The organism is Planktothrix sp. FACHB-1365, assembly GCF_014697575.1.
In the GTDB taxonomy this organism is placed as follows: domain Bacteria; phylum Cyanobacteriota; class Cyanobacteriia; order Cyanobacteriales; family Microcoleaceae; genus Planktothrix.
In genome coordinates this window covers 112093-124727 of the sequence record NZ_JACJSC010000007.1, presented here as the reverse complement: position 1 = coordinate 124727, position 12635 = coordinate 112093, and the positions used below count along the sequence as shown (strand labels likewise).

Sequence of the window (12635 nt, the reverse complement as noted above, 5' to 3'; positions counted from 1 at the left end):
TAAGATTTATGTTGCATTTGCCCAATTCCATGAGAAACACCTATAAACATTGGTTGAGAACGAGTTTGGTGGCTGTACTGCTGTTTACCCTATCCCTAGGTCTGAGTGCGGCTTGGTGGGAGGGAGGGAGTCCACCAAAACGAGAAAGTATTTTACCTCAAGGAAATGCGATCACCGATGGTTCGGCACTATTACGCTATGCTCTACCCATTGATAACGAAGCAGCCAGAAAACTGCAATCGAGTTTAGAATCCATTGCGTCTCAACTGCGAGGAAAGCGTTGGAATAATATCAATGGAGATATTACCCTCGCCTCCAGAGTTTTATCGACGCGGGAGGCGGAACTTTTGGCTAATATTCCAGAGGAACGCCAACCCCAAGCTCAAGCTTTAGTTGACCAATTAAAACAAGACATTGATACCCTACGCTCTGCTGTTGAAGTTAAAGATGCGACAACGGTGTTAGCAACCCGGGGAAAAATGTTAGATAATGTTGGCAAATTAGAAGAATTAATGGTACAGGAATTTCCCTTTGAAGTTCCCGCAGAATATTCTAATTTACCTCAACTCAAAGGTCGGGCTACCGTTGAAATTCAAACGAATAAAGGTAACTTAACCGTTGTCGTCGATGGTTATAGTGCTCCGATTACGGCTGGGAATTTTGTGGATTTAGTTCAACGGGGATTTTATAATAACTTAAAATTCATCCGTTCAGAAGAATCCTATGCGTTACAGGTGGGAGATCCCGATGGAGAAGAAGACGGTTTTATTGATCCCAAAACTGGACAATATCGAGGCATTCCTTTAGAAATTTTAGTCCAGGGGGAAAAAGAACCGATCTACAATATTACCTTTGAAGAATCCGGTCGTTATCAAGAGCATCCAGTTTTACCCTTTTCTGCTTTTGGAGCCGTTGCATTAGCCCGTCCAGAAGCCATTTTAGATGGAGGGTCTTCTCAAATTTTCTTCTTCCTTTTTGAGCCGGAATTAACACCTGCCGGACTTAACTTATTAGACGGTCGTTATGCTGTCTTTGGATATGTGACTGAAGGAAAAGACGTGTTAGAACAACTCCGTAAAGGGGATGTGATTGAATCTGCGAAAGTGATTCAAGGGGCAGAAAATCTCGTTGAACCTGCTTAATTAAGGTCAATCCTTAACAGTTGACAGTTGATTCTTTAAAATTAACTGTTAACTGTTAATATTATTTTATTCCTATTTTCTATTGTGTTAACTATGGCTATTATTGAATTACTTTCTATCGCTGGATTAGGTGTATTAGTCACTTTATTAATTGTGAATGTCGGAAATAATCGAGAACAACAGCGCCAATTAGATTCCGCATTTTATCGATTAATTGCTGCCCAAGCGGGTCGAGTTTCCCTGATTCAACTCTCTGCTTTAGCCGGAGTGAGTGCCGAAGTTGCCCAAAAATATTTAGATCATCAAGTACAAGTTTTTGCTGCATTTCCTGAAATTGATGATGAAGGAAATACCTTTTATCGGTTTCCTAAACTGCGTTTACCTCCCCGCTTAGAACGAGAATGGTAACAACACTAACTGACTAAAACTCCATAATCTGATATAAGTGTTAATTATCAACGCGATAGTCAAACGTCTAAATCTAAAGAGTCAGTATCGTTAGTGCATCTGAACCTATGGCCAGTAAAATTTCATCACTTGTTTTTAACCTTTGTGGAGTGGCAGTAGTAGTGGGTGTTTCGAGTCTCAATCCAGCTTATTTATTGAATATTTCATCAACATCGGAAACCATTGCTAATTCTAATTCTAACCCCGAACAAATCAACTCTTCATTCCAACGGAAGCAATACGGTGAACATCTTGATTGTTTAACATGGCATGATAAAAGTGCTATAGATGGTGGGCAACAAGATCTTGATGGATACTGCAACTTAGAAGGTGTGACACCTAAATTAGAATTCAATGAACCTGCACCTGATGTATCCTCTGATCAACACATTGAAAAAACTGTGATTGATCAAGAAAATATTGATCAAAAAAATCAGGATGCTTCCTCATTTCCATCAACATCTGGGTCTAATAAACAAGGATCTAAAGAAAAAACTGTCAACTCAGAAAAGACAATACAACTTCCCGGTTTTCAAGATGCCCTTGAATATCAAGCCTTAAATTCATCCTTAGATGAAGAACCGTCTTTTTCAATTCCCATCACTTGGGTTGTGGTAATTGTGATTACATTATCATTAGGATTAACTGTATTTTTGGAACAAAAATGAAAAAATAGGTTTATAGTAACTGCTTTGCCTGATCAATTTTAAGACCTAACTCCCTAGTTCTTTTCCTCACAAGCGGAAGACGAGTCATTAGTATTTTTAAATGACTGGGCTATTTAATACTTTTCACCCGGCTTGTAGGAAAAGAATTTCAGGGGAGAGGTCTTACAAATCTACCCCTAGCAAAAAATCGTCCTAATTTTCTCAAAAATCCTCTAATTGATCTACTTCAATTTTCCCCGTATTAAATTTTTCGCGTAAACTTTGTTCTTGAAATTTAACCGCCGCTAAAAGTTCAGCATTTTGTAAAATTACCCCAACTTGATTATTAAAAATTTGCATATATTTCTGATCATTGCCATCAAAACTGACTCGAAATGCTTCTGGAACTTGGCTATTATAACTTAAAACTTGATCATCCTCTTCACCGGGTTTCTTTTTATTAATTAATTGAGTCACCGCAATTAACTCGCCATCGGGGTTCCAAACAGGCATACATAATAAACTACAGGTACGATATCCTGTTTTTGTATCAGTTTTTTTCGCCATTTCTGAGTCAGGATAATCATATAAATCAAAAGGAATATTCAAAGTCACTCCAATTTCTGCTACTTTTCCGGCATACCCTTGACCGACTTTAATTCTAATTTCTCGTTCTGAATTATCACTAAAAATAATTTTAGTCCAAAGTTCATGATTTTGGCGATCTAATAACCATAATGTACTCCGATCAGCCATCATTAAATCCTTAGCGGCAGCCATGACTCGCTTGAGGATTTCATCGAGTTCTAAACTACTTTGACTCACCGAACGTGTCGCTGCCATTAATGCGGCTGCAACTCGTTGTCCTCTGGCAGTTTTATGATAGGAACAGAAGCTTTCTAAGATCATCCGAATTAAAGGTGCATTGTCTAAAAATTGTTCTTCATCGCTGCTGGTAAATCCTTGCTGATCGATTCTTTCTGACAGGGGAAGATGGCGATCGCATCCTAATTTTAATTTATTAATTGCTTGGACAACTGCCACTAAATTTCCTTGTTCATTTAATAAGGGAAATGCTAACATTGAATAAGTTCGATAGCCATTTTTCTGATCTTGTTCTTGAGCCGTTTTTGATCTCGGATCATCATAAAAATCATAAGGAATATTGACGACTTGTTTTAATTGAGCCACCTCTCCCACAATGCCTTTATCGGCGGGAACTCGAATTTCTAAAGGCTTATTTTCTTCACTTTCAGCAATCATTGACCAAAATTCATTTCGTTCTTCATCTAACATAAAAATTGTAGTTCTATCCGCATTTAAAGACTTTCCGGTTTTGGATGTAATTGATCGTAATGTTGCATCTAAAATTTCATCAAACCCCTGTCCATCCATCACCTGATTTAACATGGCTAAGGTTTGACTAATCACACTTTGAGGCGTATTTTCTGTTTGTTTTTTTAGAGCTTCATATTGTCGTGCATTATATAATGCCACCCCCACTTGAGAATTAAAAATTTGCATATATTTTTGACTATTCGCATCAAAACTGGCCTCAAAACATTCCGGTGCTACGGGCCAATCATCCGCTTCATAGTCGGGAAATTCACCTTGTTTTCGCTTATTAATTAATTGTGTTACGCCTAACAATTCCCCATCGGGACTCCAAACCGGCATACATAATAAACTACAAGTGCGATATCCTGTTTTTTGATCGGTTTGTTTCGACATTTCTGACTCAGGATGATCATATAAATCAAAAGGAATATTGAGCGCATTTCCCATTGCTGCTACCTTTCCTGCAAACCCTTGTCCAATTTGTAATCGAATTTCTCGAATAGAACCATCTTCAAAGGTAATTTTTGTCCAAAGTTCTTGGGTAATTTTATCGAATAACCACAATGTACTGCGATCTGCATTCATTAATTTTTTAGCGGCTTTCATCACCCGTTGAATAATTTCTTCACAGTCTAAACTACTTTGATGAACCGTTCTTGTTGCTTCTGTTAAGGCTTCCGAAGCTTGAATTTTTTGGGTTAATTTATAACTTTCATGACAACTAACTAAAATTCGGTGTAAAGCAGGAGTATATTGTAAAAATTGCTGTTGGTCGCTTTCAGTAAATCCGACTTTATCAATTTTATCTTGAAAGGAATTAGCTAAAAGATTAGATTTTTTAAGTTTATTCACGAAATGAACGAAAGCAAATATTGTTTTATTATCTTCTCCCAAAGGTACAGTTAATTGATTATAAATGCGATATCCTCTGCGAGGATTTTGGGTTTCCGCTAAAATTGAATACCAATCCTCAGTATCCTCGGAAGTGGCGGGAATCGCCTTTTTATAAATGGTAACTCGTCCCGCCGTTTGATTATTCGTTAAAATTTCAATTTTTGTCGGTTGATTTCCCGTCGATCTCGCACTAATTGACCACATTTCATTCTTATCTTTATCAATTAAATAAATTGTCATCCGATCCACTCGCATTAATTCGACAAGTTTTAATGTAATTGAGCCTAAAATTTCACTTAAAATATCATCAAACTCTTTCCCTTCCATTTCCCGCAACATGGACAAGAGTTTTTGCTCTTTTTTGGCAATCACTTGATTAAAATCAGGTTCTTGACTCGCTAAGGTTTTTTGTAACCAATGATGATTAAAAACCGTCTCATAAATTCGATTATAGACTTTTAAATAATTTCCCTGTTTAACCACTAATCCTGATAATCTCAGTTCCATTTGTCCGGCTGTTGTATCTGTAAGAATACTCTTATTTTGCAAAATATTTTCATAGAGACTCAAGCGAGATATAATCCGTTCATTGGGTTTAAGAATTCGATCTCGAATCGTTTTTAGATGGGGAGGTTCGTCTTGAGATTCCCAATTTTCAATAAAACGGCTATAAATTAACTGTTCTACCCAAGACTGAACTTGAGCAGGCGAAAGATCTAAGAGTTGAGTTGTTTCACTTCCTTTTTGATGAATTAAATAACACAGTTTTTGAGTTAAAAAAGGTTGTCCTCCCGTCCATTCTAAAATTGTTTTTATTACTAAATCAGGGGTATTAATTTTCCCTACCAACCCATTAATTAAAGGTTCTGCTTCTTCATAACAAAATCCATTCAGTTCAATGGCGCGACCGATATTAAAAGGATTGTAGCTTTTATCCTGCATTAAATCACTGGGAGAAGCTACTCCTAATAAGGCAAAGGTTAATAACGGATATTCGTCACAGGTTTTAATAAACGCAAAAAAATCATCGGTGGAAAAATTAAGGCTAAGAATACTATCAACTTCATCAATAAAAATAACAATGGGTTGTTGAATACAATCTAATAAAACTTGTTCTATTAATTCGCTTAACCGTTGAATGGGGGGTAAAAATTCTCGTTCCTGTAACCAAGCTTTTAAATGAATAGGAAGTCGAAAACTGGTAACTAAACGCCTCATAATTCCAGCATACCATTGATCGGGCGTAATATCCTGAGAACCAATTTTAGTTAAATCAACAGCCGCACAAGCAAACCCTTGATTTTGGAGTTGATGTAACGTTCTCACTCGTAAACTGGTTTTTCCCATTTGTCGAGCATTTAAAACATAACAAAATTCTCCCGCTTTTAATGCTTCATAAAGTTCTCGATCTGCTTGTCGAGTTACATAACTGGGGGTATCCAGAGAAAGATGTCCACCGACTTTATAATGATAGGTTGGAGAAAAAATTAAATCCATAGAATGGGGGTCAGTAATTAGGGTTTAAGTTTTAAACGACGACCAAAATAGTTTTGATAGAGTTGAAACCGAGGAGTAACTTCATTTCCTTGGAGATGGACTAAACCTAAACTATGTAATTTAAACGCTAAAATTGATTCTAACTCTACAGGTTGAGAAGAACAAACCACTTGATAAAAGGCTTCGGCTAATTGAGGATGTTGTTGTAAATTCCACAAATGTCGGCGGAGGTGGTCACTATAAATTCCTCCTTCCGTTGGTGCAATTTCTGCAAATTGATCTAAACTCATTGAATATTGAACCAGATGATAAAGTGCGACCCGAACTAAATAAGGATGTCCGCCAACCAGTCTCATCAAAGTTTCAACTTCCACACCTCCCCAATTTAATCCATGTCGCTGTGCTAATTCTTCAACTTGAGTCGCTGTAAATTCAGTTAATTCAATGGGTAAACCCACATTAAACGGCGATTGATTAATATCTAAAGGAATATAAACTTCTGTTGAATGAACAATCACTAACCGCAATTTTTCCCACAGTTCACTATCTCCCCCTCCATAGTTAGCTTCTTCATACCAAGCCCGGAGTAAACTAAAGAAATCATCAGCAATATTGGGATATTGAAAAACCCGATCCACTTCATCTAATCCTAACACTAAAGGCTGATCGCTTTGGGATAATAAATAATCTTCAAAATAGGCTGTACAATTATCTTTACTTCCAAAAGTATTACTCCAATAATCAGGAATATGATAAGCTAACTTTAATTTACGAGTTACCTTAGAACAGAGCCATTGTAAGAGATGATTTAAGTTCGTAAAAATGGTTTTATCGGCGTGTTGAAAACTTAAAGGAACTGCACGATAACCTTGTTCTCGTCCTTGTTCTAAAATTCGCGCCATGAGTGAAGTTTTTCCCATCTGACGGGGTGCTTTTAAACGAATTAATGCACCGGGATGGCTAATTTCTTGATAACATTGATCTTCATGGGGAACCCGTTTAATATAAAAAGCTGATTCTAAACGGACTTGTCCACTGGGTAATTCAGGTTCTGCGACGGGGAAGGGAGAGGGAATTACTGAAGAATAAAAGGGTTTAATGGAGAGAGAAGAAATAGAGGGAGGTTTATGAGATTGGATGACTAGATTAGGCTGATTTTCGAGTTCAGCTTCATCCCAATCTAGTGGTGAATATTGGGGAGGAGATTCGTGAATTGACTCCTGGAAAACACTGAGAATTTTTTGTAGGAGTAAAACCGTATCTTGTTGACCACTCCAGGTATATTGCATTGTTCCCCATAAATAGCTTCTCAGATCATGATTTAAGGGTAAATTCGCTGGACAATTCACCCAAATCGGAATAAGTTTTGGTAAACGATGGGGATGAGTATCTTGTAATTCTCGAACTTGACGCAATTCTTCAATCACCATTTCACTATGGCTAGATTGAGGAGATAACAATAAAATAAAAGCATCACACTGTTTTAATTCTCTGTCAATTTGAGCAAGAAAATCACTGTCCTGTTGGTTGAGAGGAGATCGAATCACTTCCCAAGCTGCTAAAAATACAGGATTTCCAACTTGAGTTAAAACCGCTTCTAATTGTTGTGCTAAACGCAGATTTAACTCACCATGACCATGACTTACAAACACTCGATAAACTGGGGTTGAAAGTTGCAGCAGTTCCCCAGAAATTTGAGTTGCTTGAATAATATTTTCTTTTTGCTGATATCGTTCTACAGCACCTCTAATCGTTTTTTTAGTAACTTTCTCTCCCAACGCTTGAGAAATTTTTTGCCAAAGTTTATAACCTACATATTTTTCAAGATAAGTTGGATTCAAGGGGTAAATTTCTGGGTAACTTTTGCCATCCCAAGAACCCAGAAAAACTTCTCGCTCTAAATCATTGAGATGCTTCCCTTGATGCTCAAAAACTAATTGGTCAACCCATTCTAGTGCTACTTTAGCATCCATAGTCTTGTGATAATCCCTTTGGTTTATTCAGCCAAAACCACTTTGATTAAACTGGTGATGCTACAATCTTAATTAAGATTTGTGAAAAAAGTTCTCTTATCCGTCACCATGATACCCTCTAGGAACTGGTAAATTTTTATTATAAGTATTTTTGGTATTGCCAGTGTGAGGGAAATCACTGAAAGTTGATAGACACTTGTGATATGACCCAATCTAAGTTATCTCCTCCTGAATATTTCTGAGGTTTTATGGGGTTTTGAGGAGAAAAACTACGATAAAATATAACTTAGCCTCAAAAGGATTTTACAGGTTGGTAAAAATTTGGCAAAACTCATGGGCTTTTCTGGTTTTCATTGGGTTCAAATTGAATCAAACTATAAGTAATCCATCCCCCATAACAATTGTATGAAGACCCCCCCTGTCTCCTTAACCAAAACCCTCCTTATGTGCTACCAGACCCAAGTTTTTATGATTCAAGACTGCATTCATTCTTTATACACAGGTTACTATCAAGTTTATGGTCGCCAACACCTGAATTATGCGTCCTTAATTGCTAAAGTTGCTGACTTTGCTTTGCATCAAATTTTACACAGTGACGCACCTTACCACGACGTAGAACATACAATTTTAGTGACCTTAGCCGGACAAGCAATTTTACAGGGAAAATATCTAAGCGAAGGAAACGTTTCCCCTAGGGAGTGGCTCCATAGCATCATTGCTTTACTGTGTCATGATATTGGCTATATTAAAGGCATTTGTGCCTCAGACAAAATCCCCGATAGAATTTATGCAACAGGACAAAATAAAGGCCTAATTCAACTTCCTCCTGAAGCAACAGATGCCAGCCTTACCCCTTATCATATTGATCGGGGAAAGCAGTTTGTTCAAGAATATTTTGAGCAGAACCCCCTGATTAATATTACCACCCTTCAAAATTATATTGAGTTAACTCGTTTTCCCGTTCCCAATGATGAAGAACATCGAGATACAACAGATTATCCGGGTTTAATTCGGGCGGCGGATTTAATTGGTCAGTTAGCTGATCAGAAGTATCTTAAAAAAATGCCGAATTTATTTCAAGAATTTGAAGAAACGGGAACAAATCAACAGCTTGGGTATGCTCATCCTGATCATATTCGAGAAGCTTATCCCAAATTTTTTAATAACGTTGTTGCTCAATATATCCAAACGGGTTTGTATTATTTATCGTTGACTATAGAAGGAAATAAAATCATTGATAATCTCTATCAAAATGTGGAATCTGCCAAACAACATCCTGAACATAAACTGGGGAATGCTTGTTTGATTCCCGCTTACAATTCTTCCCGGTCTTCAATCTCAAGTCAAAAACGATAAATTTTTGAATCCTCAATTCATTGAAACGTGTTAAAATTACAAGGATAGGAGTTCTGACTCCCCAATAAAATATCCTTAATTCAAAAAAAAATATGTTAAAATCATCCTTAGCATTTCGTACAGGATTTAGTACAGGCTTATTTTTTACCCTCTGCTTTATTGTATTGGGGGATTCCTTATTTACGAGTTTAGGGCTAGGGATTCTATCAGGATGGTCTGTAGGTTGTTTAGTAAAATGGTGGCAAATTGATCAAAAACCAGAACAGTCAGAACCCTTTGAAATTGAAGTGATTACTGATAATCTTTCAGACATTTTGGTTAAATCTAAACTCTTACCCCCCCAAGCTAAATCCACTCCCCGTCCAACCCAAGCTACAACCCTTTTAGGCTGGATGTTTAAACGCAATAAAGATTAAACCTTATTCGTTATTTATATTAATTTTATCCTATGTTTCTGTTTTTATCTAAACTTTTACCTTTATTTATTTATCCATTAGGATTGAGTTGTTTATTAATGTTTTTAGCACTCTTTACTTTATGGAAATATCCCCGATGGACAGGTGCAGTCATTGGTTGTGCTTTAGTCATTTTACTCTTAGGAAGTAGTCGAAGTGTTGCTCAAGGATTAGTCCGATCATTGGAATCTCAAAATGTTCCCCAAGGTGAACTTCCTAATGCTGCGGCGATCATTGTTTTAGGAGGGGGAACAAAACCCGCTTTATCCCCTCGTCCTTGGGTTGATGTTGGAGAAGCAGGCGATCGCATTTTATATGGAGCCTTATTATATCGTCAGAAAAAAGCCCCTTGGTTAATCTTAAGTGGGGGAAGAATTAATTGGCAAGGAGGGGGCGATCCTGAATCTCAAGATATGGCAAAAATTGCTGAAGTTATGGGTGTCCCTCCCTCCGCTATTTTACAAGATCCGACTTCATTAAATACCTATGAAAATGCAGTTAATGTCCGAAAAATTTTAGAAGAAAAAAATATTAAAGATCCGGTTTTATTAGTGACCTCAGCCTTACATACACCGCGATCGCTCTTGATTTTTAAGCGTCAAGGCATCAATGTTATTCCAGCGCCAACGGACTTTTTAATGATTCCTTCAGAAATTAATGAAGCTCAAAAAACTTGGCAAGGAATTCTACTGAGTTGGATACCCGATACCCTGTCTCTGCATCAAACCACCCAAGCATTAAAAGAATATATTGGCTTAGGGGTTTATCGCTGGCGGGGTTGGTTATAAAAAAATTGTGTTAAGGTGACAGTATCCTTAATTTAGGATTGTGTGATCATGCCATTTGAATGGGAACAGATTGTTCAACAACCCAGTCCACCAGCGGCGGAAGTTCTCAAAGCTCATCAACTGACCCGTGAATTTCATCAAGAAGTTGAATATCGGGAAGAATTTGAGCAATATTGTCATTGGTACTATCAAACCGCCGCCCGTCACCGTCAAGAACTGGAAAAAATGCGAGGCGATATTAATATTTTCGGCTGGTTTTTAGGGGGAAAATAGGAGATCGGAGAAACAATTCATCCCCAATCCTCCTGTTTCCTGTCTTTTGTATTCTTCAACTATTGTATCAATTCTAACTCATCTTCTCGGAAGTGAGCTTTAAATTTATTGCCAAAATCGACAACAATAGGCAAATTGGGGCTAATGGGTCTTCCATGCCAATCAGTAATAACAGATACAATATTTCCTTCCAATCCCTGCACATCAAACTTTTGATTTCGATGTTCGGGATGGACATACACGATAACAGATGCTTTAACCGTAACGCGATCGCCAACCTTCATATATTCTAACCTAGTATTTCCTCTCTAACTCTCTGGTACGAGCACCTGTAACTATTACGGGTACTTTGATCAGACAGCTTTTCTATATTTACACAAAATTGCCACAAAACCTACAATAACACAGGGGAAATTTGAGAGGATCGTTTTTTTCCAAGATCAACCTTTACCCGGAAACTGCCATCGGGACAATGAAGAAAACACAATACCCACTCAAATCCAATCTTCTTGATCGCTCTTTTTTCCCCGATAAATTTGACCCGTAGCGTGAATTTGACGAGTCTTTTCAAATAAACTTTCGTCAGTATATCCCCAGATTTGTAAAATTTTTTCTAAATCATTTTGAATATCTCTTGCACCGGGAAAACCTCGATAGCGAATTTTTAGACGTGCTAATTCAGCAAGATTATAATCGGTTGCTTCTTGTTCTAAAAAACTACTAACAATCTTTCGGTCTGTATTGTATTGAGGATGTTTTTGTTCTTGTGTGGTCATAATTGAGAGTGCCAACCTGATTTTGATCACCGGATTAATCCTTTTTATTATAACACCATCCTTAGACCTTAACCCAGACCCTCAGTCACTTGTTATCACTTCAGATCTTGATGCCTTGATGAGTTGTGCCTATCTTCTCTGCTACATCAAGTTTAAATCGATTGTCCTATCACTGGACTGAAAAATAATTGTGGAAAAGTTTACGGTTTTTACCGGATTAATTTCAGTCAACTCGTATTAGAGAATGGACACTCTAAGACGGACAACTGTTATGCGAATCTATAGCACTATTTTACTCTCTACTTTGTTATTAGCTGGTATGAATCATCACAATCCTACTCCTATTCATGTTGCTTTATCTCCAACTAACGAAGTAACAGTCGTTCTTGCCACAGAAACGAATCCAGAAGTTGATCCAAAATCTGTTCCTCACCGAGGCAGCGGACGTTAATGATTCTGATTAAAACCCCATAGGAGTGAGTTAAGAAGCTACCTGCTAATCCTGATAGACTTCTTGGTGTTGGAAACTCACTCCATTTTTTTCTCTAAATTTTATAAGCTTTAGCTCCATTTTTCATCGATTTTCTATTTTCTTCACCTGACCTGACGTTGACAATATTTTATGTTTTTATCCTGTTCCTAACCCGTTGATTCCTTAAAAGTTGTGCAAGTCTAAAGCCTAAATACACGGGATTTGATCATTTTTTTGATCAGGGGATCATAATGAGGATTTTATCAACGATCCGGATGAAGAAGTCAAACCTTGGTATTGAAAAATAGCCACCTAAATACCTAATCCGAAAATGTCTAACTTCATTACCGTCTTAATGATGAGTACCGTTGTGGGTTTACTTCCCAGTTTTAACCCCCAACTTCAAACAATTCAACAGCTTGATGTCAAACAAATTCAGTCTTTCCCATCTAGCAATACGCTAGTGTATCCCAAGAATTCTGATATAAAAGTTGCCCACCACAACCATGAAGATGAAGATCCCAGTGATAAAGCACCATTACCGGGTGATGGGCGACGAGACAGTTAATCACAGATT

At 37.4% G+C, this 12635-nt stretch carries 13 protein-coding genes; 9 read left to right on the top strand and 4 right to left on the bottom strand.

Annotation, left to right across the window (positions count from 1 at the left end):
- The first annotated feature begins 8 nt into the window (after positions 1 to 8).
- The 3 genes from H6G57_RS11375 (at position 9) to H6G57_RS11365 (ending at position 2257) form a co-directional block, all read left to right on the top strand.
- Positions 9 to 1142 carry a peptidylprolyl isomerase gene (locus H6G57_RS11375; RefSeq protein WP_190518643.1) on the top strand — a complete coding sequence of 378 codons (1134 nt, stop codon included), beginning with the start codon at positions 9 to 11 and terminating at the stop codon, positions 1140 to 1142.
- A gap of 93 nt (positions 1143 to 1235) precedes the next feature.
- The gene (locus H6G57_RS11370; protein ID WP_190518642.1) at positions 1236 to 1550 is read left to right on the top strand and encodes a hypothetical protein; all 315 of its coding nucleotides are present in this window, start codon (positions 1236 to 1238) and stop codon (positions 1548 to 1550) included.
- A gap of 107 nt (positions 1551 to 1657) precedes the next feature.
- On the top strand, positions 1658 to 2257 hold the full coding sequence (locus H6G57_RS11365) for a hypothetical protein (RefSeq protein WP_190518640.1): 600 nt from the start codon (positions 1658 to 1660) through the stop codon (positions 2255 to 2257).
- Positions 2258 to 2458: 201 nt separating this feature from the next.
- Here the strand turns inward: H6G57_RS11365 and H6G57_RS11360 are convergent, their stop codons facing one another.
- Together H6G57_RS11360 and H6G57_RS11355 are read right to left on the bottom strand one after the other, a co-directional pair.
- Positions 2459 to 5965 carry a GAF domain-containing protein gene (locus H6G57_RS11360; protein ID WP_190518638.1) on the bottom strand — a complete coding sequence of 1169 codons (3507 nt, stop codon included), beginning with the start codon at positions 5963 to 5965 and terminating at the stop codon, positions 2459 to 2461.
- 17 nt (positions 5966 to 5982) lie between these two features.
- Positions 5983 to 7938 (bottom strand): AAA-like domain-containing protein, encoded by a 1956-nt coding sequence (locus H6G57_RS11355; protein ID WP_190518631.1) that lies wholly within the window; start codon positions 7936 to 7938, stop codon positions 5983 to 5985.
- A 444-nt stretch (positions 7939 to 8382) separates the two neighbouring features.
- Between H6G57_RS11355 and H6G57_RS11350 the strand changes: the two genes are divergently transcribed.
- The 4 genes from H6G57_RS11350 to H6G57_RS11335 all read left to right on the top strand — a co-directional run bounded on the left by H6G57_RS11350 (position 8383) and on the right by H6G57_RS11335 (position 10810).
- On the top strand, positions 8383 to 9294 hold the full coding sequence (locus H6G57_RS11350; RefSeq protein ID WP_190518629.1) for a metal-dependent phosphohydrolase: 912 nt from the start codon (positions 8383 to 8385) through the stop codon (positions 9292 to 9294).
- A 92-nt stretch (positions 9295 to 9386) separates the two neighbouring features.
- The gene (locus tag H6G57_RS11345; protein WP_190518627.1) at positions 9387 to 9710 is read left to right on the top strand and encodes a hypothetical protein; all 324 of its coding nucleotides are present in this window, start codon (positions 9387 to 9389) and stop codon (positions 9708 to 9710) included.
- A 32-nt stretch (positions 9711 to 9742) separates the two neighbouring features.
- Positions 9743 to 10537, top strand: a complete 795-nt coding sequence (locus H6G57_RS11340) for a YdcF family protein (RefSeq protein WP_190518626.1) — start codon at positions 9743 to 9745, stop codon at positions 10535 to 10537.
- Between the two features lie 48 nt (positions 10538 to 10585).
- On the top strand, positions 10586 to 10810 hold the full coding sequence (locus tag H6G57_RS11335; RefSeq protein ID WP_072719791.1) for a hypothetical protein: 225 nt from the start codon (positions 10586 to 10588) through the stop codon (positions 10808 to 10810).
- Between the two features lie 59 nt (positions 10811 to 10869).
- Here the strand turns inward: H6G57_RS11335 and H6G57_RS11330 are convergent, their stop codons facing one another.
- Positions 10870 to 11094 carry a ferredoxin-thioredoxin reductase variable chain gene (locus H6G57_RS11330; protein ID WP_072719792.1) on the bottom strand — a complete coding sequence of 75 codons (225 nt, stop codon included), beginning with the start codon at positions 11092 to 11094 and terminating at the stop codon, positions 10870 to 10872.
- A 210-nt stretch (positions 11095 to 11304) separates the two neighbouring features.
- Positions 11305 to 11586 (bottom strand): DUF3288 family protein, encoded by a 282-nt coding sequence (locus tag H6G57_RS11325; protein ID WP_190518624.1) that lies wholly within the window; start codon positions 11584 to 11586, stop codon positions 11305 to 11307.
- Positions 11587 to 11857: 271 nt separating this feature from the next.
- Here H6G57_RS11325 and patX point away from each other — a divergent pair, with 271 nt between their 5' ends.
- Positions 11858 to 12037 (top strand): heterocyst-inhibiting protein PatX, encoded by a 180-nt coding sequence (gene patX / locus H6G57_RS11320; RefSeq protein ID WP_190518623.1) that lies wholly within the window; start codon positions 11858 to 11860, stop codon positions 12035 to 12037.
- A gap of 352 nt (positions 12038 to 12389) precedes the next feature.
- Positions 12390 to 12626, top strand: a complete 237-nt coding sequence (locus tag H6G57_RS11315) for a hypothetical protein (RefSeq protein WP_190518621.1) — start codon at positions 12390 to 12392, stop codon at positions 12624 to 12626.
- Positions 12627 to 12635 lie beyond the last annotated feature (9 nt).